Raw genomic sequence first — 23,550 nt, 5'->3', positions numbered from 1 at the left:
CCGCCACTGACAATCCCCGGGAGGCGGACCGGGACCGGGACCGGGACCGGGACCGGGGCCGGGGCCGGGACCAGGACCGGGCGGACCGGGGCCGCGCGGGGTCAGGCCGCCCGGTGGAAGAGCGCCGCCGCCTCGCCCCGGGAGCCGACCCCGAGCTTGTTCAGGATGTTGGCGACGTGGAACTTCACCGTCGACTCGCTGATGTGCAGCTCCTGCGCGATCTGCCGGTTGCGGTGCCCGAGCGCCAGATGGGTCAGCACCTCCACCTCGCGCTCCCCGAGCCCGGTCAGCGGGCTCATCGCGGCGGCGGGCGCCTCGGGGGTGGCGAGCGGCACGGTGGCGGTGACGGTGGTGCCCCAGCCGGGCACCGCGTCGAACTCCAGCCGCCCGCCGAGCACCTCAAGACGGTCGGTGACGCTGCCCGCGCCGTACGGGCAGGTGTCCAGCAGCCCCGGCCCGTCGTCGCGCACGGTCGCCCGCAGCTCGTGCTCGGTCAGCGTCCAGCCGACGTGCACCCGGGAGACCGCCTCCTGCTCCAGGACGATCAGGAGCAGCGCCCGTACGATCGCGCGGGTGCCGTGCGCCACGTCGGCGGGCAGGGTGCGGACGGCCTCCGGCGGGCCGAGTTCGAGCCGCACGGTGCTGTGCCGCAGCATCGGGCGCAGCACGTCGGAGAGCCGGGCGAACGCCTCCGCGGCCGTCTCCTCGGCGACGGACCTGTCCCGCTGGGACTCGGCCCGCAGCTCGATCAGGGACGACACGGCGAGCTCGGTGGCGGTGGCCCGGGCGGCGGTGTCGTCCAGGGCGCGGCTGCGAAGCACCCCGAGGAGCCCGGAGAGCGCGGCGGCGTGCGCCGTGGTGAGCTCGGCGGTGACCCGGGCCCGGGTGTCGGCGGCGGTCCGCGAGCGGGCCAGGGCGGCCGGCACCGCCTCGCCCGCGAAGCGCTCGAAGTGGCTGGTCACCAGGTCCCACAGGGCCTGCGCCAGGGCGAGTTCGGGCGCCCCGGCCGGGGCGGCGCCGTCCTCCCGTACGAGGACGAGGACGGAGCCGCGCGGGGTGGCGTCGCTGCGCACCGCGACCACCTGGCGCTCGGCGCCGCCGACCCGGGCGGTGCCCTGCCAGGGCTCGCCGGGGGTCCCGGCGGCGAGCAGCGGGGTGAGCTCGGCGGCGGTGAACGGCAGCTCCGGGTCGTCGTCCCCGGTGCGCTTGAACGGGGAGTGGGCGCAGTGCGTGGACAGTTCGGCCGCCGCGCGGTGCGGGATCAGCGGTTCCAGGACGGCGGACAGCCGGGGCAGGATCGCGCCGAGCGGCTGCCGGATGACGTCCTGGGCGGCCAACAGGGCGCTGGTGGCGGTCAGTTCCATGCCGTCCACCCTACGGCCGTCCTTTCGGTCAGGTGGGACTGTCCGTTCGGGCGGCGGGGCGGGCCGGTGCGCGGCCGGATGCTTGATCCATCGGAACGGATCGGCGAACGGGCCCCGGAGCGGGGGCGGAGACGGGGAGAGTCATGGAAGCGATCGTGTACGAGCGGTTCGGCGGCCACGAGGTGCTGCGCCACGAGACGGCCGTGGACGCGCCGGAGCCCGGTCCGGGCGAGGTGCGGGTCAAGGTGGCGGCGGTCGGCGTCAACCCGGTGGACTGGAAGCGCCGGTACGGCTGGGTGGAGGAGTTCTACCCGACGAGCTTCCCGGCCGTCCCGGGCCTGGAGTTCGCGGGCACGGTCGAGTCGCTGGGCGACGGGGTGACCGGACTGGCCGTCGGCGACGAGGTGTTCGGCTGGACGAAGACCGGCGCCTACGCCGAGTACGCCATCGCCGGGACCGTCGCCCCGAAGCCCGCCGGCCTCGACTGGGCGCGGGCGGCGGCCGTGCCGGTCGCGGGCGAGACCGCCCGCCGGGTCCTGGACCTGCTGGGCGTCCGCTCCGGCGAGACGCTGCTGCTGCACGGCGCCGCCGGGGTCGTGGGCGCGGTGGCGGCGCAGCTGGCCGTCGCGGCGGGTGTGACGGTGATCGGCACCGCCTCCGCGCGCAACCACGCGTTCCTGCGGGAGCTGGGCGTGGTCCCGGTGACGTACGGCGAGGGCCTGATCGACCGCGTCCGGGCCGCCGCCCCGCAGGGCGTCGACGCGGTGTTCGACGCGGCCGGCCACGACACGCTGCCGGTGTCGGTCGAGCTCCTGGGCGGCGAGACGTCCCGGATCGTGACCATCGCCGCGCCGGACGCCGCCGAGCACGGCATCGTCTTCTCCGGTGTCACCGTCGAGGAGTCCGCCGCGCGCGGCATCCTGACGGAGGTGGCCGGCCTGGTCGCCGAGGGCCGGCTGCGACTGGACCTCGCGGAGACCTTCCCGCTGAAGGAGGCGGCCCGCGCCCAGGAACTGAGCGAGTCGGGCCACGTCCGAGGCAAGCTGGTCATCGTCCTGTAGCGGGAGCGGGCGGACGGCCCGTGCGGCGGGCCAGCGCGGCGGGCCCACGCGGACGGCCGCGCAGGCCCGCAGGCCCGCAAGCACGCAGGCCCGCCCGGTCTGCCCGGCCCCCGGCCCCGCCCCTAGTCCCACCCCGCCTTCACCACCGTGTGCCCCGCCGCCGCCGCGCGGCCGTAGAAGGCGCGCAGGTCGCGGTGGTGGCGCTGGAAGATCTCGGCGACCAGGGCCTCCGGCCAGCCGGGGCCGAAGGAGGCGTGTATCCCGGGGCCCGCGGCCTCCCACAGGTCCTCGAAGGAGGCGTCCGTCAGGAACGCGGCGGCGGCGCGCACCCCGGCCGGCTCCAGGACCCGCAGCGGCGGGTGCGGCGGGGCGGCGGCGGGCGCCCCGGCCGGCTGCCGCCCGCCGAGGACCGGCAGCCGGCCCGCCGTGGCCCCGCTCGCCTCGTACAGCGCGTGGACCAGGCGGAAGTCCTTCTCGATGGAGCCGGCCACCCCCGCCGCGTACTCCACCTCGTGGTGCGCCCATGCGGTGGCCATGAAGGCTTCGAGCCAGGAGTGGTCGTCCCTGATCTCCGCCCCCGCCGCCGCGCGCAGGTGCATGTGCATCGTCGTACAGCTCCCCGTTCGACGGTCCGCACCTCGGACCGACAGCCGCAACCTACCGGCCCGCACGGACATTCGCCCGGGCATCCGTCCGGGTGATCATCCCGGCATCCGGCCCGGTCAGGGCGGGTGCGCGGGCCGCCGGGGAGCCGGTGGGGGCGACACGGGGGTGCGGCCCCGCCGAACGGGACGGGACAGGGACCCGGCTCCGACCCCGGTCCCTGTCCCGTCCCGTCTCCCCACCCTCGCCCCTCAGCGCGCGAGCCGCCACGCGGGGAGCACGGCCGCCGCCGTCGCGACCGCCGCGCACACCCCCGCCGCGGCCGCCGTCCACCCCCACGGGACGGCGAGCGCGACGGGCGCGGAGAGGGCCGCGAGCCCGGCGCCCAGCGCGGCGAGCCAGGCCGCCGTGACGGCCAGGCCGCCCGCCGCGCCGATGCCGACGGCGAGCAGCGTCTCGCCCGCGACCACCCGCAGGGCCTGCGCCCGGGTGGCCCCGGCCAGGCGCAGCGCGGCCAGCTCCCGGCCGCGTACCGAGGTGCTCATCAGGAGGGTGTTGGCGAGCGCGATCACCGTGTAGACGAGGGCGATGCCGAGGACCAGGAACAGGCCCAGCCGGGTCGCCTGGGTCGCGAGGGCCCCGGGGAAGGCCGCCGCCGCCCACGCGCCGGCGGTCCGCGTGGTCCCGCCGGGCACGGCCGAGGGCCGGTCCGAGTCGATCCGGTCGGCGGTCGCGCCGGGGGCGTTCGCCCAGGTGACGTACGGGCCGTTGGAGCCGGTCCCGCGCGCGAGGACGGCCGCGATCCGCAGCCGCACCGGGCCGCGCCCGTCCGCCGTCCACACCTCGACGCTCTCGCCGACCCCGCGCCGCTCGAACTCCTCGTTGACGACGATCGACCGGTCGTCCAGCCGCCGGAGGTCGCCCGCGACGACGGGCAGCCTGGTGTACGAGGCCCAGGCGGCGGGGTCGGCCACGGCGCGGGCCCCGTAGCGGACCACGGCCTCCGCCCCGTCCCGTACGAACAGGGAGGTGGCCCCGGTGGCCGAGCCGGGCCCGGTGCGCGGCAGGGCGGTGCCGGTCGTGACGTACGCGGCGGCCGTCTGGCCCCGTGCCTCGGCCGCCTTCGCGCCGGCCGCGGTCGCCGCCGAGCCGAGCAGGGTGCCGCTGAGGGCGACCGTCACCAGGACCGGGGCGGCGACCGCGGCCGTCCGGCGCACGGCGGCGGCGCCGTTCTCCCGGACCAGGGTGCCGACCGCGCCCGGCAGCCGGACCGCGCGGGCCGCCGGGCGGACCAGGAGCGGGGCGAGCAGGGCGGTGCCGGCGATCAGGAGCATCGGGAGGGTGACGTACGTCTTGCGCTTGAGCAGCGCGGCGGGGTCCGTCGCGCCCGTCCACACCAGCAGCCCGAGGCCGCCGAGCAGCAGCGCGGCGCCGCACAGCGCCCGGCCGGGCGGCAGGACGTCGGTGTCGACGTCGGCCTCGCGCAGCGCCGCCGCCGGGCCGACCCGCCCGGCCCGGCGGGAGGCGGCGAAGGCGCCCGCGAGGGCCACGCCGACCCCGGTCCAGAAGGCCATGTGGAAGGGCCAGGCCGCGGCCCCGGTGCCGATGGCGAACCAGTCGGGCGCCACCCCGCCGGACACCAGGATCCGGCCCAGCGGGGGCGCGCCGAGCCCGCCGAGCAGGCAGCCGGCCGCCGAGGCGAGCACGCCGACGACGGCCGCCTCGGCGAGCAGCGCCCGGCGCAGCTGCCCGGGGGTGGCCCCGGCGGTGCGCAGCAGCCCGTGCTCCCGGCGGCGCAGGGCGACGCCGAAGGCGAAGGTCGAGGCGACGACGAAGACGGAGACGAAGGCGGTGACGCCGCCGGCGGTGCCGAGCAGGGCGTTCAGGGTGACGAGGGCCTGCGCGTCGCGGTCGGCGCCGGGGTCGGCGCGCCGCCGCTCGGCGCCGGTGAGCACCCGGGCCCGGTCCCCGGCCAGCGCCCGGACCTCGGCGGCGGGCCCGGCCACGCCGACGGCGTCGGGGCCGCCCGAGGCGGTGACGGTCCAGCGGGCGCGCAGCTCGCGCAGGAGCGCGGCGTCCACAGGCTGTGGACGGTCGAGCGGCAGGCTCACGACGGCGTTCCCGGGCCCCCGCCGCACCTCGGCGGTGAACCGGTCCTGCCCCTGCACGACGACGGCCGAGCCCGCGAACCGCTCCGGCGCCCGCTCGGGCGCGGCGGCGGTGGCGGACAGCCCGAGCCCCATCACCACCAGCAGCCCCACCCCGAGCGCGAGCGCGGTGAACCCGCCGAGAAACGCGGCCCAACGCGCCCGCAGCCCGGCGACGACGACACTCAGCACGCGGCACCTCCGGTCCCGGCGGTCTTGGCCGTCCCGGCCGTCCCGGCGGTCCCGGTGGCCTCGGCGACCTTGGCCGTCCCGGCACCCTCGGCAGCCCAGGCGGCTCCGGCACCACCGGCGCCGCCGGCCGTCCCGGCACTCCCCGCGCCCCCGTACGCGGCGGAGCTCCCCCGCCCGCCCCGCTCCAGCCCCGCCAGCCGGGCCGCGACCGCCTCGGGCGTCGGCGCGTGCAGCTCGCCCCGGATCCGGCCGTCGGCCAGGAAGACCACCCGGTCCGCGCGGGCGGCGGCGACCGGGTCGTGGGTGACCATGACGACGGTCTGCCCGGTCCCGTCGACGAGCCCGCGCAGCAGGTCCAGCACCTCGCGGCCGGTCGTCGAGTCCAGGGCGCCGGTCGGCTCGTCGCCGAAGAGGACGGCGGGGGAGGTGATCAGCGCCCGGGCCAGCGCCACCCGCTGCTGCTGCCCGCCGGACAGCTCGGCGGGCCGGTGCCGCTCCCGCCCCGCGAGCCCGACCCGGGCGAGCGCCTCGCTCACCCGGGCCCGGGGCGGCCGGCGCCCGGCGAGGAGCAGCGGCAGGGCCACGTTCTGGGCGGCGGTCAGGGTGGGCAGCAGGTTGAAGGACTGGAAGACGAAGCCGATCCGCTCCCGTCGCAGCAGCGTCAGCCGCCGCTCGCCGAGCCCGTCCAGCCGGATCCCGCCGATCTCGACGGTCCCGGCCGTGGGCCGGTCCAGGCCCGCCGCGCACTGGAGCAGGGTGGACTTCCCGGAGCCGGAGGGCCCCATGACGGCGGTGAAGCCGCCGGCGGGCAGGTCGAGGTCGACGCCGTCGAGGGCGCGGACGTCACGGTGGTGGCGGCGCAGTCCGCGCAGCCGTACGGCGGTGGTGGTCATGGCTCCAGCGAACCGTCCGGACCGCCCCCGGGTCACGACCGCTGGAGGGCGCCTCGGGGGTGGGCCTGGCCCTACCCCGGGGGTCGGCCTTCCTCCCGTCCCCGGCCCCCGCCCCCGCCCCCGGCCTGGGACGATGGCGGCGGACACCAGGGCGTGAGGAGGCACCCGGCATGGGCAGGGGCACGGGTACGGGTACGGGCAGAGGTACCGGTACGGGCGGCGGCGGGCGCGACGGCCGCGACGGCCGCGACCGCCGAGGGCGCGCCGCCGACGGCGCCGCGCGCGACAACGCGGGCGCCGACTCCGCCGCCCGTACCGTCGAGGAGGCCCTCGCCGCGCTGTACGGGAACGACGACCGGGACCTGGACACGGCGGCCTCCCGGCTCGCCGCCGCCCCCGCCGCCGACGCGGAACTCGCTCGGCGCGGCGAGGAGTTCGTCCGCTCGCTGTGGACGCGCGGCTGGCAGCCCGCCGACCTCGTCCGGATCGCCCGCCGCGACCTGGCGGAGGAGCACGTGCGGCTGCTCACCGGGATCGTCCGCGCCGAGACGGCCCGCTACGAGCGCCTCCCGCACCGCTGGCGCGGGCAGCTCGACGCGCTCGGCCCGGCGGACTGGACCGCCGACCGCTTCTCGTATGCGACCGCCGTCCTGGAGCTGTACCGGCTGCTGGTCCGGCTGCCCCGGCTCGACGCGGTCGGCCCGGTGCCGGGCGAGCCGCTGCCGCCGCCCGTCGCGGGCGAGCCGAAGACGCTGTCGCGGATCCGGGCGCTGCTCGCGAAGGCCGAGGCGACCACCTACCCGGAGGAGGCCGAGGCGCTGACCGCCAAGGCCCAGGAGCTGATGGCCCGGCACAGCCTCGACGAGGCGGGCCTGGCGGCGGGCGCGCCCACGCCGGAGGCGCCGGGGGCGCTGCGGATCGGCGTGGACGCCCCGTACGAGCAGGCGAAGGCGATCCTGCTGGACGCGGTGGCGACGGCGAACCACTGCCGGGCGGTGTGGAGCGAGAGCCTCGGCTTCTCGACGGTCGTCGGCTTCGAGGCCGACCTGGACCCGGTCGAGCTGCTGTACACCTCGCTGCTGGTGCAGGGCACGGCCGCGATGACCCGGGCGGAGGCGGCGCAGCGGGCGGGCGGCCGCAAGCGCACCAAGTCCTTCCGCCAGTCCTTCCTGCTCGCGTACGCGAACCGGCTCGGCGCCCGGCTCTCCGCGACCTCCCGCCGGGTGGCCGCCGAGGCCCCAAGCCTGCTGCCCGCGCTGGCCACCCGCGAGGTCGCGGTCTCGGCCCGCACGGACGAGCTCTTCCCCGAGACCCGCACCAGCAGGGTGCGGGCCGCCTGGGACGAGGAGGGCTGGTCGCACGGCACCACGGCGGCGGACCGGGCGGGTCTGGGGGCGCCGCCGAGGGGCGAGATCCGCTGACGGGAGGGGCTCCGCACACGGGGGAGTGAATGATCATCGGCGCGCTGGACGGGCACGGAACGCGACTGTTTGAGTACGTGAAGTAACCGACTGTCCGGTTTCCGCCCCTGCCGTTCCTGCCCCTGGGAGAACCGCGTGTTCCACCTCAAGAGCTCCTTCGCCCGGAGGGTCGCGCTCGGCGCGGTCACCGCGCTGACCCTGGCCGCCGCCCTGCCCGGTACGGCCTCGGCGGCGGCGCCCGAGCCGGTCCGCTGGGCGGCGCTCGGCGACTCGTTCACCTCGGGCGTCTTCGTCGGCGACCCGAGCCCCCCGCTGGGCGGCGCGGACCGCGACGGCTGCGACCGCACCACCGGCGCCTACCCGGACCTCGTCGCGGCGAAGCTGGCCGCCGCCCCGCCCGGTGGCCGGAAGGTGACCCTGACGGACGTGAGCTGCGGTGCCGCGGCCATCGCCGACGTCACCTCGGCCCGGCAGACCCCGATCAGCCCGGTCGAGCCCCCCGAGGGCGGCTGGCCGAGCGTCGCCGCGCAGGTCGAGCGGGCCGGGCTGGACGAGCGGACGGAGGTGGTGACGATCGGCATCGGCGGCAACGACCTGCCCTTCGGCAAGGTCTTCGCGTCCTGCCTGCTCGCCGGGTACGGGCAGCCCGACGACGCCACGCCCTGCCGGGACGCCTACGAGGCGGGCGGCCCGTTCCTCGACCCCGAGTCGATCCACGACAAGTACGACCGGATCACCCGGGAGTACGCGGGGATGATCCGCGCCGTGCACGAGAAGGCGCCCCGCGCCGAGGTCATCACGGTCGGCTACCCCGTGATCTTCCCGGCGGACGCCTCCTCCTGCGACCGCCAGGACACCACCGAGCTGGCGGCCGACATCGACGGCGTCGGCAGGATCTCGGCCACCCACGGGGACATCGCCTGGCTGCACGAGGTGAACACCCACCTCAACGCGATCATCGAGGCCATCACCGAGCTGAGCGACGGCACCTTCGTCGACACCGCCGCCGGCGGCACCGGCCACGACGCCTGCGGCTCCAAGGGCGCCAAGTGGGTCGAGGGCGTCTGCGGCGAGGCCGCCTCGTACTGGCCGGCCTCGGTCGTCGTCAGCCCCTTCACCCTGAAGTGCTCCGACGGGACCAAGGCCACCGTCGTGCACCCCAACGCGGCCGGCCACGCCCACGCGGCCGCCCAGGTGGAGGCCGCGGTCCGCAAGGCCCTCGCCTGACGGCCGGACGGCCCGCGCCCCGCGGGCCGTCCGGCTCTGGCCCGGACTCCCGTCCGGGTTCCGGCCCCCGTCCCGGGCTCCTCGGGGCGGGGGCGCCGTGCCGCCGAATGCCCGTTTCGCCCCACAACGCGACTAGGCTCGGCTCCATGAGCTGGCTCCGGGCGCTGAAGGAGACCGCGCGCTCGGGGCTCTCCGTCGAGCGGCGCCGTCTCGAACCCGCCGTGGCCGCACGCGGCGCGCTCGGCCTCGCACTCGTCGTCGGCGCGTCGCTCGCGCTGTTCGGGCCCGCCGTGGCGGCCTCGTCCGCGTTCGGCGCCTTCCAGGCCGCGATCGCCACCTTCCAGCGCTCCTACCGCCCCCGCCCCACCCTCGCGCTCGCCTCCGGCGCCAGCCTCGCCGTCTCCACCTTCCTCGGCTATCTCACCGCCTCCCACACGGTGCTCTTCCTGGTGCTCCTGGCGGTGTGGACCTTCCTCTCCGGGCTGGCCTGGGCCGCCGGGCCCACCGTCGGCATCATCGCCGCCTCCAACGTGGCGATCATGCTGGTCACGGTCACCCTGCCGACCTCCGTCGCCACCGCCGCCGGACACGCCGCGATGATCGCCGTCGGCGGGCTCGTCCAGGCCGCGCTCATCGTCCTCCTGCCGGTGCGCCGCTGGGGCGTGCAGCGCGACGCGCTCGCCGACGCCCTCGCCGCCGAGGCCGACTACGCCCGGCGGCTGCGCCACGACCCGACCGCCTCCTTCGACCCCGTCCCCCTGATGACCGCCCGCAGCGCCGCCGCCGTCACCCCGCGCCAGGCCCGCCGCCGCCCCGCCGAACTGCACGGGGCGCGCGGCCTCGCCGAACGGATCCGGCCGGTCCTCGCCTCCCTCGCCGACCCCGCCGTCGGAGCCCCCGCCGAGGGCCCGCAGCGGGACCGGGTGCGCGAGCTGCTGGCCGCCGCGGGCGAGCTGCTGGACGCCGCCGCGCACGCCATCCGGCGCGGCGAACCCGTCGAGCTGCCGGCCGCCGCCGTCGCCGCGCTGCGCACCCCCGACACCGGGGCGGTGCTGACCGGCGCGCCCCGCCGGGCCGCGAGCCGGCTCGCCGCGCTCCTCGGCGACGTCGTGGAGACCGCCGAGCCGCGCACCGAGACCGCCGCCGAGACGCGCAGCCGCCCCACCCTCGTCGAGCTGGTGCCGGTCGCGTTCGGCAAGATGCGCGCCGAGCTGCGCCACGAGTCGCCGATCCTGCGGCACGCGATCCGGGTCACGGCGGTCGCCTCCGCCGGCTATCTGATCGGCACCGCCCTGCCGCTCGGGCACGGCTACTGGGCGCCGATGGCCTCGGTGATGGTGATGCGCCCGGACTTCTCGCAGACGTACGCGCGCTCGGTGGCCCGCTTCGGCGGCACCCTCGTCGGGGTCACCATCGCCTCGGGCATCGTGCAGGCCGGGCACCCGGACACGTACGCCTCGGCGGCGCTCGCGGTGCTGTGCGCGTTCGGGATGTACCTGCTGATGCGCACCGGCTACGCGATGAACCAGGTCTTCGTCGCCGCCTACGTCGTCTTCCTGCTGGGCATGGCGGGCGAGGGCCTGTCCCAGACGATCCGCGACCGGGTGCTGCTGACCCTCCTCGGCGGGCTGCTCGCGATGCTGGCGTACGCGGTCTACCCGGCCTGGGAGACGCCCCGGCTGCGCGGCCGGCTGGCGGACTGGCTGGTCGCCGACGGGCGGTACGCGGCGGCCGTCGTCACCCGGTACGCCGACCCGGCCGGGCCGTCCTGCCCCGACGTGCGCGAGGCGCTGCTCGGCACCCGGGCCGCCCGCGTCGGCTGGCAGGAGGCGCTGGCCCGGGCCGGGCACGAGCCGGTCCGGCACCGGGGCCTGTCGCACGCGGCGGCCGACGGGGCCGCGCACGCGCTGGCCCAGCTCGGCCGGGTCGCCATGCTCCTGGAGGCCCACCTGCCCGAGCGGGGCGCCCCGCCGGTCCCGGAGGCCGCCGCCCTCGCCGAGGCGCTGCGGCGCTCCACGGAGCGGGGCGCGAAGGAGGTCCGGGAGCGCAGGCCGCCGCGCTGGGACGAGCTGCGGGAGCTGGTCGGGCGGTGGGAGGCGGGGGAGGGCGCGCCGGACCACTTCCTGCTGCGCAAGGGCGCCCCGCTGCTGCTGGCGGCGATGGACGAGCTGACGACGGCCCTGGCCGAATCGTCCCGGGCCTGATCCCGGGAACCGTCTGACCTGCCGTCAAGTCCTTCTACGTACAGTCGCGTAGTCACTACGCCACCCCGCGTGCACGTGCATCTGCTCATGCAGCGGCATATGAACACAGCTATGATCCGAGGAAGTTGACACATGCATCAAGAATCTCGGGGAGCTACCAGTGCATCACGCGCATCACGCGTACAACGGCATGGCGGCCACGGATCTTCGTGATGTCGTGTGGCAGAAGAGCCGGCACAGCAATTCCCAGGGATCCTGCGTGGAGTTCGCGAAACTGCCGGGCGGCGAGGTCGCCGTCCGCAATTCGCGTTTCCCCGAGGGCCCCGCGCTCGTCTACACGCCCGCCGAGATAGAGGCATTGCTGGCCGGCGTGAAGGACGGGGAGTTCGACCACCTGGTGTGAGCCGGGACGACGGGCGCATGGACGCGCAGGGACATGTACATACGGGAGGGCCCCGGCGGCGACTGCCACCGGGGCCCTCCCGTATCCGTACGCGCATCCGCGCCCGCATCCGTACGCCTACTCCGGCCCCAGCCGGAACAGCGCCCACACCACCTTGCCGTGCAGCGTGCCCGCCAGCGGGTGCCAGCCCCAGCTGTCGCTGAAGGACTCCACCAGGAACAGCCCCCGGCCCGACTCGGCGGCGAAGTCCTCGCCGCCCGCGCGCGCCTCCGGGCTCTCCTGGCTGGGGTCGCGCACGGCGCACACGAGGCGCGAGGCCCAGCGCATGAGGTGCAGCCGGACGGGTGGATTCAGGCCGTCCTCGTACGAGGGGCCCGCGTCCCCCGGCACCGCGTGGCGCAGGGCGTTGGTGACGAGCTCCGAGACGACGAGGGCGACGTCGTCGAACCGGTCCGCGAGGTCCCAGTTGTCCAGCGTCCGACAGGTGAACTTCCGTGCGCCGCGCACCGCTTCGTAGCGGGGCGGCAGTGCGCAGGAGGCGGAGTTGGAGACGGTCGCGGGATCGATCGGCGGGAGACCCTGCCGTAACGGCTCGAGCATGGTCGATCCATTCGGTCCCATGCGAGGCACTCCCGGGAATCGCGACTGTGGTGCGACAACTGGTGCGACAACGGTGCGACAGCGCGCGTGCGTACACGGCTGTGCGGGCTCCATGGTTCCGAATGCGCCGGAGGGATGCAAGGGCAGATGCACGTGCACGCGCCTGACCTGTCCGTCCCCGTGCCGAATCTGTGTATAAGTCGCCCCCTCCGAACCGGGCGGCTGCCCGGAACCCGCCCCCGATCCGTAATCGAATGTGTACGCGCTGAAGCGTTTAGTGGCAGAATCCGGGGCTCGACGGGGGCTCGGCATTCGGATTGATCCAGATTGATCTTGAGGGGCGGGAGCACCGTGATGGGGAGGCTGGAGCCGTGACGGCAGGCGAAGCGGGCGGGGCGAGCGGGAGCGTGGTGCGCCGCATCCTGCTGGGCTCCCAGTTGAGGCGGCTGCGCGAGTCGCGCGGCATCACCCGGGAGGCGGCCGGCTATTCCATCCGCGCGTCCGAATCCAAGATCAGCCGTATGGAGTTGGGAAGGGTGAGCTTCAAGGCCAGGGACGTCGAGGATCTGCTCACCCTCTACGGGGTCGGCGACGAGGCCGAGCGCGGCTCGCTCCTCGGCCTGGCCCGCGAGGCCAACGTGGCCGGCTGGTGGCACAGCTTCGGCGACGTGCTGCCCGGCTGGTTCCAGACGTACGTCGGCCTCGAAGGCGCCGCCTCCCTCATCCGCATCTACGAGGTGCAGTTCATCCACGGACTGCTCCAGACCGAGGCGTACGCCCACGCGGTCGTCACCCGGGGGATGCCCGGCGCCCCGCGCGCCGACATCGAGCGCCGGGTCGCGCTGCGCCTGGAGCGCCAGAAGGTGCTCGTCTCCGAGCGCGCCCCGCGGTTCCACGCGGTGCTCGACGAGGCCGCGCTGCGCCGCCCGTACGGCGACCGGGCCGTGATGCGGGGGCAGTTGAGGCATCTCATCGAGATCTCCGAGCACCCGAACGTCACCCTCCAGGTGATGCCCTTCAGCTTCGGCGGGCACGCCGGCGAGAGCGGCGCCTTCACCATGCTGAGCTTCCCGGAGTCCGACCTCTCCGACGTCGTCTACCTGGAGCAGCTGACCAGCGCCCTCTACCTCGACAAGCGCGAGGAGGTCGCCCAGTACGCCCGCGTGATGGAGCGGCTGCGCGAGGACAGCCCCGACCCGGCCGCGAGCCGCGACCTCCTCCGGGGTCTCCTCCAACTCTCCTGATACGTAACCCTGATACGCATCCCTGATACGTAAGTACGATGACGTGACATCAGTGTGTCCGGTGGCCCGTGTGTCACCGGCACTCCGTCCGTCCGGTGCCGGAGTCGGCCACCGCGGGTCAGGGTTAGGGGTCTCGTCCATGTCGTCTGCCGCCTACGGATTCACCGAACTGGCCCATCAGTACATCGACGGCGAATGGAAGCCGGGCAGCGGCTCCTGGGACATCATCGACTTCAACCCGTACACCGGGGAGAAGCTCGCCTCCATCACCGTGGCCACCGCCGCCGAGGTCGACCAGGCGTACCGCGCCGCCGAGCGCGCCCAGGCGGAGTGGGCCGAGACCAACGCCTACACCCGGCGGCTGGTCTTCGAGCGGGCGCTGCGGATCGTCGAGGACCGCGAGGACGAGATCGCCGGGGCGATCGTCGCCGAGCTCGGCGGCACGCGCCTGAAGGCCGCCTTCGAGCTGCACCTGGCCAAGGAGTTCCTGCGCGAGGCGGTGCAGCTCGCGCTGCGCCCCGAGGGCCGCATCCTGCCCTCGCCGGTGGACGGCAAGGAGAACAGGGTCTACCGGCTGCCGGTCGGCGTCGTCGGCGTCATCTCGCCCTTCAACTTCCCCTTCCTGCTGTCGATCAAGTCCGTCGCCCCCGCCCTCGCGCTCGGCAACGGCGTGGTCCTCAAGCCGCACCAGAACACCCCGGTCTGCGGCGGCACCCTGGTCGCCAAGGTCCTGGAGGAGGCGGGCCTGCCGGCCGGGCTGCTCAACGTCGTCGTCACCGACATCGCCGAGATCGGCGACGCCCTGCTGACCCACCCGGTGCCGAAGGTCATCTCCTTCACCGGCTCCGACCGGGTCGGCCGGCACGTGGCCACCGTCTGCGCCCAGAACTTCAAGCACGCCGTCCTCGAACTCGGCGGCAACAGCGCCCTGATCGTCCTCGACGACGCCGACCTCGACTACGCGGTGGACGCGGCCGTCTTCAGCCGCTTCGTGCACCAGGGCCAGGTCTGCATGGCCGCCAACCGGATCCTGGTGGACCGGAGCGTGGAGGCGGAGTTCACCGAGAAGTTCGTGGCGAAGGTGCGGACCCTCCAGGTCGGCGACCCGGCCGACCCCGGCACCCACATCGGCCCGCTCATCAACTCCCAGCAGGCGGAGGCCGTCTCGGCGCTCGTCGAGCAGACCGTGGCGGGCGGCGCGACCGCGCTGCTGCGTGGCGGGGCGGAGGGCAACCTGGTCTCCCCGTCCGTGCTCGCCGGCATCCCCGCCGACGCGCCGGTCCTCGGCCAGGAGATCTTCGGCCCGGTGGCCCTGGTCGTCGCCTTCGACGGCGAGGACGAGGCCGTCCGGATCGCCAACGACACCCCGTACGGGCTCAGCGGCGCCGTCCACACGGGTGACATCGCGCGGGGCGTGCGGATCGCCAAGCGGATCCACACCGGCATGATCCACATCAACGACGGCACCGTGCACGACGAGCCGATCGTCCCCTTCGGCGGCGAGAAGCACTCGGGCATCGGGCGGCTCAACGGCGAGGCGATGATCGAGGCGTTCACCACCCAGAAGTGGATCTCGATCCAGTACGGCCGCAGCCGCTTCCCGTTCTAGGGCCGCTTCCCCTTCTAGGGCCGCTTCCCCTTTCAGGACCGCTTCCCCGTTTAGGACAGAAGTCGTCCGCGACCTTCCGTAGCGTGAGGGGTGTCGAAAGGGCGGGGCTCCCACCCGGGGCCCCACCCCACCCCACCCCCCTCATGCTCTGGAAGGCGGACATCATGGTTGCCCTGGTTCCCGCGGAGGCCCCCGGCGACGAGCGCGGCGCGTTCCTCAACTTCATCGAGGCGCAGCGCGCGGCGATCGTGCGGGCCTCCCTCGGACTCACCGAGGAGCAGGCGGCGAGCCGCCCCAGCGCCAGCGAGCTCAGCCTCTCGGGCCTGATCAAGCACGTCGCCGAGGTCGAGCTGAACTGGCTGCGGCTGGCCCAGGAGCGCCCGAACGAGCGGCAGCGCTCGGAGGAGACCTGGAGCGAGGCGTTCCGGCTGGTGGACGCCGAGACCGTCCCCGGCGTGGTCGCCTTCTGGCAGGGCGTGGCCAAGGAGACCGAGGAGTTCGTCCGGGGCGTGCCCAGCCTGGACGACACCTTCCCGCTGCCGCCCGCGCCCTGGTTCCCGAAGGACGGGCGGGTCTCGGTCCGCTGGATGCTGCTGCACCTGGTCCAGGAGATGGGCCGGCACGCCGGGCACGCGGACATCATCCGCGAGTCCCTGGACGGCAAGGGCTCCTTCGAGCTGATCGACCTGGAGAAGCGGACTTCCTAGACTCGGGGCATGTCAGCAATCCGCCTTCTCGTCCTGGGCGCGGTCAAACAGCACGGCCGCGCCCACGGCTACCAGGTGCGCAACGACCTGGAGTACTGGGGCGCGCACGAGTGGTCCCACACAAAGCCGGGCTCGATCTACCACGCCCTCAAGCAGATGGCGAAGCAGGGACTGCTGCGCGCCGACGAGAGCGCGCCCAGCACGGCGGGCGGCCCGCCGAGGGTCGAGTACGAGATCACGGAGGCGGGCCGCGAGGAGTACCTGCGGCTGCTGCGCGCGGCGGTGTCCACGTACGACCAGGACATGGACGTGCTGTCGGCGGGCGTCGGCTTCATCGTGGACCTGCCCCGGGCCGAGGCGCTGGAGCTGCTGCGGGCCCGGCTGCGGGACCTGGACACGTGGCGGACGTCGGTCACGGAGTACTACACCCCCGAGGGCGGGCCGGAGCAGCTCGGCCACATCGGGGAGATCATGCACCTCTGGGTGCACTCGGCGGACGCGGGCCGGGTGTGGACGCTCGGCCTGATCGACCGGATCGAGGCCGGGGCGTACGTGTTCGCGGGCGAGGGCGAGCCCTTCGTGGGCGTGCTGGCGGACGGCGAGGAGAACCCGTACGCGCAGTGAGCCCCGTACGGGCGGCGGTTACGTAGACCGGGAAATGGCTAATCAAGTTTGACTAGGCCCCGCGCAGGGCATAACCTCCGCCGCGAACGACTGATCAAGTTTGACTAGTAGAAGGCATGCAGGCAGGCATGTAGGCAGGCATGTCGGAAGGCATGCCGAAGGGATGGCGATATAGATGTCGATGCCGATGGAGACCGACGCGATCCTCATCGAGGGCGCCCGGAAGCGGTACGGCGACAAGCACGCCCTGGACGGCCTCGACCTGGCCGTCAAGCGCGGCACCGTGCAGGGCCTGCTCGGCCCCAACGGGGCGGGCAAGACCACGACCGTCCGGATCCTGGCCACCCTGCTCCGGCACGACGAGGGCCGGGTGACGGTGGCCGGCTTCGACGTCCGGGAGCAGGCCCGCGAGGTGCGGCGCCGGATCGGGCTGCTGGGCCAGCACGCGGCCCTGGACGAGGAGCTGTCCGGGCGGCAGAACCTGGAGATGTTCGGGCGCCTGCACCACCTGGGCGCGCGCGGCGCGGGCCTGCGGGCGGACGAGCTCCTGGAGCGCTTCGGGCTCGCGGACACCGGCCCCAAGGCCGTCCGCGCGTACAGCGGCGGGATGCGGCGGCGGCTCGACCTGGCCGCCTCGCTGATCACCGACCCGGAGGTGCTGTTCCTGGACGAGCCGACGACGGGCCTGGACCCGCGCGGGCGGGCCGAGGTCTGGGACTCGGTGCGCTCCCTGGTCGGCGGCGGCACGACGGTGCTGCTCACCACCCAGTACCTGGAGGAGGCGGACCGGCTGGCCGACCGGATCGCCGTGGTCGACCGGGGCCGGGTGGTCGCCGACGGCACGCCCGACGAGCTGAAGTCCCGGGCGGGCCGGGACCGCGTCGACGTGGTCGTACGGGACGGGGCCCGGCTCGACGAGGCCCTGCGGGTCCTCCCGTTCGCCCCCGGGGAGGCGGAGGTGGACCGGGACCGGCGGCGGATCAGCGCCCCGGTGCGGGACCGGATGGCCGCGCTCGCCGAGACCGTGCGGGCGCTGGAGGAGGCGGGGATCGAGGCCGAGGACGTGGCGCTGCGCCGCCCGACGCTGGACGAGGTGTTCCTGCGCCTGACGGGCGCGCGGGACGGGAACCGCGAGGAGAAGACGGAGGTGGCCGCATGAGCGCGGCGTACGTGGCGGGCGACTGCTGGACCATGACCCGGCGGGAGCTCGCGCACTGGGCGCGGCAGCCCGTCCAGGTGCTCGTCGGGCTGGTCTTCCCGGTGATGATGCTGCTGATGTTCGGCTATCTGGTCGGCGGCGGGCGGGCCGTGGACGGCGCCTACGTCGACTTCCTCGTGCCCGGGATGCTCACGCTGACCATGGTCTTCGGCCTCGAAGGCACCATGACGGCGGTCACCCGCGACCTGGACAAGGGCGTGATCGACCGCTTCCGCTCGATGCCGATGGCCGACGGCGCCGTGCTGGTGGGGCGGGCCGCCGCCGACATGCTCCAGTCGGTGGTGGGGCTGCTGCTGATGGCGGGTGTCGGCTACGCGATCGGCTGGCGCACCCACGGCGGCGCCGGCGCCTTCCTGGCGGCGATGGGGCTGCTCCTCCTGCTGCGCTTCGCGATGCTGTGGATCGGCATCCACCTGGCGCTGCTGGCGGGCCGCGCGGAGCTGGTGCAGGCGGTGCAGATCCTGGTCTGGCCGTTCGGCTTCCTCTCCAACGCCTTCGCCGCGCCGGAGTCGATGCCGGGCTGGCTGGGCACGGCGGTCGAGTGGAACCCGATGTCGGCGACGGCGACGGCGGTACGGGAACTGCTCGGCGGCCCGGGCGGCGAACCGGGCTGGACCGGCGCGGCGGTGCTGTGGCCGCTGCTCCTGCTCGCGGTCTTCGTACCGCTGGCGATCCGCCGATTCACCCGGCTGGGCCGCTAGGCCGGGGGCCCGGGGGCGCCCCGGGCCCTGGGCCCCGGCGCCCTCGGGCTCAGCGCAGGGGCTCCCCGTGCTCGTCCAGCTCCAGCATCGGGCGGCCGGTGACGACCAGCCAGGCGGGCAGGATCGCGATGCAGAGCACGGCGACCATCGAGGGCGAGGCGGCGAGCACGGCGGAGACGAAGAGGCTGACCCAGCCCTGCCGGGTGGTGGCGAGCAGGATGCCGAGGACACCGGCGGAGACGGCGACGGCCGGGTGGATCTCGGGGACGAGGGCCTGGGCGCACAGGCCGAAGGCGGCGCCGATGAAGACGGCGGGGAAGACCCGGCCGCCGCGGAAGCCGCAGGCGGCGGCGACGAGCAGGGCGACGGTCTTGACCACGGCCAGCTTGGCGAGCTCGCCGGAGCCGAAGACGCCGATGTTGTCGGCGAGCTCCCGGGTCTCCTCCAGGCCCTTGAAGAGCGTCAGGTGCCCGCCCAGCGCCCCGAGCAGGCCCAGCACCAGCCCGCCGAGCGGCAGCGTCACCATGGGGTGCCGCAGCCGCTGGAAGGCCCGGTGGACGTACGGGAAGGCGTAGCAGGACAGCAGGCCGAAGGCGGCGGCGAGGGTGGCCACGACCAGCGCGGCGAGGAGGTCGCCGAGCCCCGGGTGGTCCAGCGGCGGCAGCCCGATGTCGAAGCTGGGGTTCGAGACGACCTGGGTGGTCATGGCCCCGGCCCCGGCGGCCACCAGCGGGGCGAAGAGCCGGTCCCACAGCGAGCCCTTGCCCGGCTGGCCGGTCAGCGCCTCGGAGAGGACGAGGGCGGCGGCCACCGGGGTGCCGAAGAGGGCGCCGAAGGTGGCGGCGGTGGCGAGCGACACCCACATGGGGGCGGGCAGGGAGGGGTGGAGCATCCGGCCGAGCCAGAAGGAGAGCGCGATGGCGGCGACGATCGTCGGGTTCTCGGGGCCGAGGCTGACGCCGCCGGCGAGGCCGAAGGTGGCGGCGAGCAGCAGCCCGGGGACGACCGGCGGGGCGATGGGCGGGCCGCCGAGCCCGGCCTCGGCCGGGTCGCCGCCCGCGTGCCCGTACACCTTCCACACCACGAGACCGACGGCGATGCCGGTCGCGGTCAGCACGGAGATCATCCACAGCGAGGAGTAGCGCCCGACGCCGAGCGCGTCCGGGACGGTCTTCCACAGCACGTGCTGGAGCTGTTCGGCGATCGCGCTGATGCCGAGGAAGAGCAGGGCGGATCCCACGCCGACCACCAGGGCGGGCAGGATCTGGGGCAGCAGGATCCGGTGGGGCGCCTCGGGGGCGGGGATATCGGTGGCCACCGCCTCACCATATGCGGGCAAAAGCGACACAACATCCCGACGCCCGAGGAGGAGTTCGAGGTCTTCGGCCACAAGGACCCCGAGCGGTACGCGGAGGAGTCCGCCCGCCGCCGGGGCGGCACCCACACCGCGGGGGCCCGGGGGCCCGGACCGGGCGGCCCCGGACCCGCTCTAGGCGCGCGGCGCGATCACGACGGCGGTCCCGTAGGCGCACACCTCGGTGCCCACGTCGGCGGCCTCCGTGACGTCGAAGCGGAACATCAGCACCGCGTTCGCGCCGCGCGCCTTCGCCTGCTCCACCAGCCGCTCCATCGCCTGGTTGCGGGTCTGCACCAGGGTCTTCGTCAGGCCCTTCAGCTCCCCGCCGATCATCGACTTCAGGCCCGCGCCGATCTGGCTGCCCAGGTGCCGGGACCGCACGGTCAGGCCGAAGACCTCGCCGATCACCTGGCGCACCTCGTACCCCGGCACGTCGTTCGTCGTGACGACCAGCACATCCGACTGGGCGCCCTGGCCGCCGCCGTACTCGTCGATGCCCATCCGCATCCACCTCCTGGTCTCGCCCGGTGTCGCCGGGCCTCCCCAGCCTGCGGGCGGCCGGACGGCGCCGCATCCGGAACGCGTCCGCCGGAGTCTGCCCGCGAGCCCGGCCGCGAACCCTTCCGAGAGTCCTCCCGAGAGTCCTCCCGCGAGTCCGCCCGCGCCGGGTGGAACCCGGGGGGCTCACTCCGCGTTGGTAGCTTGGGGCCGCAGTCCGTACGACAATCTCAGGGACGCGCCCCCGCGTCCTCCCCCGTATTTCATGCTTTCCCGCTTTCCCCGCATTCCCCGTCCTTCTTCGCCCCCACAGATCGCAGGAGCCCGGAACCCGTGAACACGCTTGCCCTCGGTCCGAGCTGGCTGGACCCGGACTATCTGATCCAGACCTTCGGTCTGATCGGTGTCCTCGTCATCGTCTTCGCCGAGTCCGGACTCCTGATCGGCTTCTTCCTGCCGGGCGACTCGCTGCTCTTCACCACCGGCCTGCTCGTCACCACGGGCAAGCTGGACCAGCCGCTGTGGCTGGTCTGCACCCTGATCGTCGCCGCGGCGATCATCGGCGACCAGGTCGGCTATCTCTTCGGCCGCAAGGTCGGACCCGCCCTCTTCAAGCGCCCGGACTCCAAGCTCTTCAAGCAGGAGAACGTGGAGAAGGCGCACGAGTTCTTCGAGAAGCACGGCCCGAAGTCGCTGATCCTGGCCCGCTTCGTGCCCATCGTGCGCACGTTCACGCCGATCATCGCCGGTGTCAGCCGGATGAACTACCGCTCGTTCATCACCTTCAACATCATCGGCGGCGTGCTGTGGGGCGCCGGCGTGACCGTGCTCGGCGCCTCCCTCGGCAAGATCGACTTCGTGCACAAGCACATCGAGATGATCCTCGTCGCGATCGTCCTGATCTCCGTCGTCCCGATCGTGATCGAGTACCTGAAGGCCCGCTCCCAGTCGAAGAAGAAGCGCGCCGCGGAGGGCCAGGACGGCCCCGGCACGCCGAACCCGCCCGCCGAGCGCGGCCGGCACGCCAAGCGCTGACCCGCCCGGGCGCCCGCCCGCCGCGCGCCCGCGGCAGTCGTCCACCCTCCAGGGGCTTCCAGGACCGTACGAACGGCTCCTAGAAGCCCCTGGTGCGCTTCGCGGCCCGCCGCGCCGCCGCCGCGCCCGGCGCCTGCATGAAGAGCCGGGCCAGCTCGCTCCCCAGGTTCACCCCGATCGCGATCGCCAGCGCCAGCGCCGCCGCCTTCGCCAGCGAGGCGAAGCCCCCGTCCAGGTTGTTCTGGGCGATCGCCAGCACCCCGAAGTACGTCGCCGAACCCGGCAGCAGCGGGCCGATCGCCGCCGTCACGTACGGCAGCGAGGACGTGTGGTGGTAGCGGGCGATCAGCTGCCCGAACAGGCCCACCAGACCGGCCGCCACCGCCGTCGCCATCACCGTCGAACCGCCCGCCGTCACCGCGATCGACGCGTAGATCACCCACGCCACCCCGCCGTTCAGCGTCGCGAACAGCACCGTCGCCCGCGACTGCTGCAACAGGATCGCGAAGGTCGCGCACAGCACCATCGACGCCACGATCTGCGTCACCGGCCGCTCCACCGGCCGCAGCGCCCCCTCCGGATTGAGCTGCGCCCCGAACTGCACCGCCAGGTACAGCACCGACAGCACGCCCACCACGATCGCCACGAAGAAGTAGCCGACCTCCAGGAGCCGGGCCGAGGCCGTGATGTAGAAGCCGGTCAGCCCGTCCTGCACGGCCGCCACCAGCGCCCGCCCCGGGATCAGGGCGAACAGGCCGCCGGTGATGACCGCGGAGGGCCGCAGATCGGCGTGCAGCAGGGTCAGCGCCACCCCCATCGCCGCCGGGGGCATCGCCGCCACCAGGAACTGGTAGAACTCCGGCAGCCCGCGCCCCGCGCACAGCCACGCCAGCCGGTCGCCCAGCACCGCGCCCAGCGCCGCCACGAAGAAGACCGTCGGCCCGCCGCCCAGCAGCACCGACGCCGCCCCCGCCAGCAGCCCCGCCGCCGCCGTCAGCACCCAGCCGGGGTACGGGTGCCGGTTGCGCCGGATCTCCGCCAGCCGCCGGTACGCCTCCTCCGGCGTCACCTCGTGCGCCCCGCTGTTGATGTCCGCGAGCAGCTGGTAGACCGCCGCCAGCCGCGTGTAGTCGGTGCCCCGGCGCCGCACCGTGCGGTTCGCCGTCACCGGGTCGTCCACCAGCGAGGGCTGGTACGTGATCGACAGCAGCGTGAAGGTCACCGTCGGCTCGCACCGGTCGAGCCCGTACGCCCGGCAGATCGCGAACATCGCCGCCTCGACGTCCTCCGCCCCCTCGCCGCCCGCCAGCAGCAGCTCGCCGATGCGCAGGGTCAGGTCCAGCACGCGCGGCACCGGCGGCCCGGACTCGTCCTCCTTGCGCGGCGCCTCCGGCACCGGCCGCTCGCCCACCGGCAGCCGCAGCATCGTCCGCATCCGGTCCTGCCAGGGCGCGTCCTGCGCCAGCTTGACCAGCGGAATCCCGTACGCGGGCGTGAAGGCGGGCGGGCTGTTCTTCGCCGAGTACGTCGACGGCGGCGCGAAGGCGGAACCTTCCTGCTCCGGCGGCGGCTCCGGCGCGAAACCCTCGGGCAGCGCGAACTCCGAGGTCGGATGCTCCTCCTCGGCCGGCACCGGCGGCTCCACCCCGAGCGGCGGGGCGAACGCGCTGCGCGCCTCGTCCGAGGGCGGCTTCCGGTCCTCCGGGGCCTCCTCCGGGCCGTCCGGCTTCGCCACCACTGCTCTCCGCCCCCACTCCCGGCCGGGCACCCGCACGATCACGCCACGGGGCAATCGATCACGCCACTGACGTGCCCAGTATGAATGTGCGAAGGGCGGCGCACCTCAGCAGGTGCACCGCCCTTTTCACGAGCTCAGCCGAACAGGGGCTCAGTGGCCGCCCTGCTCCTTGGCGCGCGCGTACGACTTCTCGATCTCGGCCTCGGCCTCGGCGCGGCCGACCCAGTCGGCGCCCTCGACGGACTTGCCGGGCTCCAGGTCCTTGTAGACCTCGAAGAAGTGCTGGATCTCCAGGCGGTCGAACTCGGCCACGTGGTGGATGTCGCGCAGGTGCTCCATGCGCGGGTCCGTCGCCGGGACACACAGCAGCTTGTCGTCGCCGCCGGCCTCGTCCGTCATGCGGAACATGCCGATGGCGCGGCACTTGATGAGGCAGCCCGGGAACGTCGGCTCGTCCAGGATGACGAGCGCGTCCAGCGGGTCGCCGTCCTCGCCGAGGGTGTTCTCGACGTAGCCGTAGTCCGTCGGGTAGGCGGTCGAGGTGAAGAGACGGCGGTCCAGGCGGATCCGACCGGTCTCGTGGTCGACCTCGTACTTGTTCCGCGACCCCTTGGGGATCTCGATGAGAACGTCGAACTCCACGGGTGGATCTCCTCCTGAATCAACACATGTCAATGCTCGCGACGACGCGCGGTGGTTAAGT

At 74.5% G+C, this 23,550-nt stretch carries 21 protein-coding genes; 12 read left to right on the top strand and 9 right to left on the bottom strand.

Annotated elements, in window-relative coordinates; all coding sequences use genetic code 11:
- Positions 1-101: 101 nt before the first annotated feature.
- A complete protein-coding gene (locus AB0C99_RS04910) occupies positions 102-1,364 on the bottom strand; it encodes a LuxR C-terminal-related transcriptional regulator (RefSeq protein ID WP_362469325.1) in 1,263 nt (420 codons plus the stop codon).
- A gap of 143 nt (positions 1,365-1,507) precedes the next feature.
- On the opposite strand from AB0C99_RS04910, the gene AB0C99_RS04905 reads away from it, so the two are divergent.
- Positions 1,508-2,425 carry an NADP-dependent oxidoreductase gene (locus tag AB0C99_RS04905; protein WP_362469322.1) on the top strand — a complete coding sequence of 306 codons (918 nt, stop codon included), beginning with the start codon at positions 1,508-1,510 and terminating at the stop codon, positions 2,423-2,425.
- A 122-nt stretch (positions 2,426-2,547) separates the two neighbouring features.
- Here AB0C99_RS04905 and AB0C99_RS04900 read toward each other — a convergent pair whose 3' ends face one another.
- The 3 genes from AB0C99_RS04900 to AB0C99_RS04890 form a co-directional block, all read right to left on the bottom strand.
- Positions 2,548-3,030 carry a DUF1877 family protein gene (locus tag AB0C99_RS04900; protein ID WP_362469319.1) on the bottom strand — a complete coding sequence of 161 codons (483 nt, stop codon included), beginning with the start codon at positions 3,028-3,030 and terminating at the stop codon, positions 2,548-2,550.
- Positions 3,031-3,279: 249 nt separating this feature from the next.
- The gene (locus AB0C99_RS04895; protein WP_362469317.1) at positions 3,280-5,367 is read right to left on the bottom strand and encodes an FtsX-like permease family protein; all 2,088 of its coding nucleotides are present in this window, start codon (positions 5,365-5,367) and stop codon (positions 3,280-3,282) included.
- Positions 5,361-6,260, bottom strand: coding sequence for an ABC transporter ATP-binding protein (locus tag AB0C99_RS04890; protein ID WP_362469314.1), 900 nt, complete (start codon positions 6,258-6,260; stop codon positions 5,361-5,363). Before AB0C99_RS04890 ends, AB0C99_RS04895 begins: the two co-directional genes overlap by 7 nt.
- Positions 6,261-6,430: 170 nt before the next feature.
- Here AB0C99_RS04890 and AB0C99_RS04885 point away from each other — a divergent pair, with 170 nt between their 5' ends.
- The 4 genes from AB0C99_RS04885 (at position 6,431) to AB0C99_RS04870 (ending at position 11,515) form a co-directional block, all read left to right on the top strand.
- Complete coding sequence (locus AB0C99_RS04885) at positions 6,431-7,681, top strand: DUF2786 domain-containing protein (RefSeq protein WP_362469312.1); 1,251 nt, start codon at positions 6,431-6,433, stop codon at positions 7,679-7,681.
- A 135-nt stretch (positions 7,682-7,816) separates the two neighbouring features.
- Positions 7,817-8,908 carry an SGNH/GDSL hydrolase family protein gene (locus AB0C99_RS04880; RefSeq protein WP_362469309.1) on the top strand — a complete coding sequence of 364 codons (1,092 nt, stop codon included), beginning with the start codon at positions 7,817-7,819 and terminating at the stop codon, positions 8,906-8,908.
- A 146-nt stretch (positions 8,909-9,054) separates the two neighbouring features.
- On the top strand, positions 9,055-11,112 hold the full coding sequence (locus AB0C99_RS04875) for an FUSC family protein (RefSeq protein ID WP_362469307.1): 2,058 nt from the start codon (positions 9,055-9,057) through the stop codon (positions 11,110-11,112).
- A 190-nt stretch (positions 11,113-11,302) separates the two neighbouring features.
- Entirely contained in the window at positions 11,303-11,515 is a 213-nt protein-coding gene (locus AB0C99_RS04870) for a DUF397 domain-containing protein (RefSeq protein WP_362469714.1), read from the top strand.
- A gap of 117 nt (positions 11,516-11,632) precedes the next feature.
- Here the strand turns inward: AB0C99_RS04870 and AB0C99_RS04865 are convergent, their stop codons facing one another.
- The gene (locus AB0C99_RS04865; protein ID WP_362469304.1) at positions 11,633-12,136 is read right to left on the bottom strand and encodes an ATP-binding protein; all 504 of its coding nucleotides are present in this window, start codon (positions 12,134-12,136) and stop codon (positions 11,633-11,635) included.
- A gap of 350 nt (positions 12,137-12,486) precedes the next feature.
- On the opposite strand from AB0C99_RS04865, the gene AB0C99_RS04860 reads away from it, so the two are divergent.
- The 6 genes from AB0C99_RS04860 (at position 12,487) to AB0C99_RS04835 (ending at position 18,219) form a co-directional block, all read left to right on the top strand.
- Positions 12,487-13,359, top strand: coding sequence for a helix-turn-helix transcriptional regulator (locus AB0C99_RS04860; RefSeq protein ID WP_362469302.1), 873 nt, complete (start codon positions 12,487-12,489; stop codon positions 13,357-13,359).
- Positions 13,360-13,498: 139 nt separating this feature from the next.
- Positions 13,499-14,968, top strand: coding sequence for an aldehyde dehydrogenase family protein (locus tag AB0C99_RS04855; RefSeq protein ID WP_362469299.1), 1,470 nt, complete (start codon positions 13,499-13,501; stop codon positions 14,966-14,968).
- 164 nt (positions 14,969-15,132) lie between these two features.
- Positions 15,133-15,675, top strand: coding sequence for a DinB family protein (locus AB0C99_RS04850; protein WP_362469296.1), 543 nt, complete (start codon positions 15,133-15,135; stop codon positions 15,673-15,675).
- A gap of 9 nt (positions 15,676-15,684) precedes the next feature.
- On the top strand, positions 15,685-16,299 hold the full coding sequence (locus AB0C99_RS04845) for a PadR family transcriptional regulator (RefSeq protein WP_362469293.1): 615 nt from the start codon (positions 15,685-15,687) through the stop codon (positions 16,297-16,299).
- 187 nt (positions 16,300-16,486) lie between these two features.
- A complete protein-coding gene (locus AB0C99_RS04840) occupies positions 16,487-17,458 on the top strand; it encodes an ATP-binding cassette domain-containing protein (protein ID WP_362469711.1) in 972 nt (323 codons plus the stop codon).
- Positions 17,455-18,219 carry an ABC transporter permease gene (locus tag AB0C99_RS04835; RefSeq protein WP_362469290.1) on the top strand — a complete coding sequence of 255 codons (765 nt, stop codon included), beginning with the start codon at positions 17,455-17,457 and terminating at the stop codon, positions 18,217-18,219. Before AB0C99_RS04840 ends, AB0C99_RS04835 begins: the two co-directional genes overlap by 4 nt.
- Before the next feature lie 49 nt (positions 18,220-18,268).
- Here the strand turns inward: AB0C99_RS04835 and AB0C99_RS04830 are convergent, their stop codons facing one another.
- The gene (locus AB0C99_RS04830; RefSeq protein WP_362469287.1) at positions 18,269-19,537 is read right to left on the bottom strand and encodes an ion channel protein; all 1,269 of its coding nucleotides are present in this window, start codon (positions 19,535-19,537) and stop codon (positions 18,269-18,271) included.
- A 171-nt stretch (positions 19,538-19,708) separates the two neighbouring features.
- Positions 19,709-20,077 (bottom strand): YbjQ family protein, encoded by a 369-nt coding sequence (locus AB0C99_RS04825; RefSeq protein ID WP_132917715.1) that lies wholly within the window; start codon positions 20,075-20,077, stop codon positions 19,709-19,711.
- A 330-nt stretch (positions 20,078-20,407) separates the two neighbouring features.
- Between AB0C99_RS04825 and AB0C99_RS04820 the strand changes: the two genes are divergently transcribed.
- Complete coding sequence (locus AB0C99_RS04820; RefSeq protein ID WP_362469284.1) at positions 20,408-21,109, top strand: VTT domain-containing protein; 702 nt, start codon at positions 20,408-20,410, stop codon at positions 21,107-21,109.
- A gap of 79 nt (positions 21,110-21,188) precedes the next feature.
- On the opposite strand, the gene AB0C99_RS04815 is transcribed toward AB0C99_RS04820, so the two are convergent.
- Both AB0C99_RS04815 and AB0C99_RS04810 read right to left on the bottom strand, forming a co-directional pair.
- Positions 21,189-22,847 (bottom strand): threonine/serine exporter family protein, encoded by a 1,659-nt coding sequence (locus AB0C99_RS04815; RefSeq protein ID WP_362469281.1) that lies wholly within the window; start codon positions 22,845-22,847, stop codon positions 21,189-21,191.
- 150 nt (positions 22,848-22,997) lie between these two features.
- Positions 22,998-23,489, bottom strand: a complete 492-nt coding sequence (locus AB0C99_RS04810) for an inorganic diphosphatase (protein ID WP_015034462.1) — start codon at positions 23,487-23,489, stop codon at positions 22,998-23,000.
- Between the last annotated feature and the right edge of the window lie 61 nt (positions 23,490-23,550).

The organism is Streptomyces sp. NPDC048659 (genome assembly GCF_040650575.1).
Taxonomy (GTDB): domain Bacteria; phylum Actinomycetota; class Actinomycetes; order Streptomycetales; family Streptomycetaceae; genus Streptomyces.
The sequence above is the reverse complement of the archived record's forward strand: the minus strand, read 5'-3'. Positions and strand labels throughout refer to the sequence as shown.

Excerpts from the sequence above, each read along its gene's own strand:
- AB0C99_RS04910 (WP_362469325.1), bottom strand. The coding sequence starts at position 1,364 with ATGGAACTGACCGCCACCAGCGCCCTGTTGGCCGCCCAGGACGTCATC.
- AB0C99_RS04905 (WP_362469322.1), top strand. The coding sequence starts at position 1,508 with ATGGAAGCGATCGTGTACGAGCGGTTCGGCGGCCACGAGGTGCTGCGC.
- AB0C99_RS04900 (WP_362469319.1), bottom strand. The coding sequence starts at position 3,030 with ATGCACATGCACCTGCGCGCGGCGGCGGGGGCGGAGATCAGGGACGAC.
- AB0C99_RS04890 (WP_362469314.1), bottom strand. The coding sequence starts at position 6,260 with ATGACCACCACCGCCGTACGGCTGCGCGGACTGCGCCGCCACCACCGT.
- AB0C99_RS04885 (WP_362469312.1), top strand. The coding sequence starts at position 6,431 with ATGGGCAGGGGCACGGGTACGGGTACGGGCAGAGGTACCGGTACGGGC.
- AB0C99_RS04875 (WP_362469307.1), top strand. The coding sequence starts at position 9,055 with ATGAGCTGGCTCCGGGCGCTGAAGGAGACCGCGCGCTCGGGGCTCTCC.
- AB0C99_RS04870 (WP_362469714.1), top strand. The coding sequence starts at position 11,303 with ATGGCGGCCACGGATCTTCGTGATGTCGTGTGGCAGAAGAGCCGGCAC.
- AB0C99_RS04865 (WP_362469304.1), bottom strand. The coding sequence starts at position 12,136 with ATGGGACCGAATGGATCGACCATGCTCGAGCCGTTACGGCAGGGTCTC.
- AB0C99_RS04855 (WP_362469299.1), top strand. The coding sequence starts at position 13,499 with ATGTCGTCTGCCGCCTACGGATTCACCGAACTGGCCCATCAGTACATC.
- AB0C99_RS04850 (WP_362469296.1), top strand. The coding sequence starts at position 15,133 with ATGGTTGCCCTGGTTCCCGCGGAGGCCCCCGGCGACGAGCGCGGCGCG.
- AB0C99_RS04845 (WP_362469293.1), top strand. The coding sequence starts at position 15,685 with ATGTCAGCAATCCGCCTTCTCGTCCTGGGCGCGGTCAAACAGCACGGC.
- AB0C99_RS04840 (WP_362469711.1), top strand. The coding sequence starts at position 16,487 with ATGGAGACCGACGCGATCCTCATCGAGGGCGCCCGGAAGCGGTACGGC.
- AB0C99_RS04835 (WP_362469290.1), top strand. The coding sequence starts at position 17,455 with ATGAGCGCGGCGTACGTGGCGGGCGACTGCTGGACCATGACCCGGCGG.
- AB0C99_RS04825 (WP_132917715.1), bottom strand. The coding sequence starts at position 20,077 with ATGGGCATCGACGAGTACGGCGGCGGCCAGGGCGCCCAGTCGGATGTG.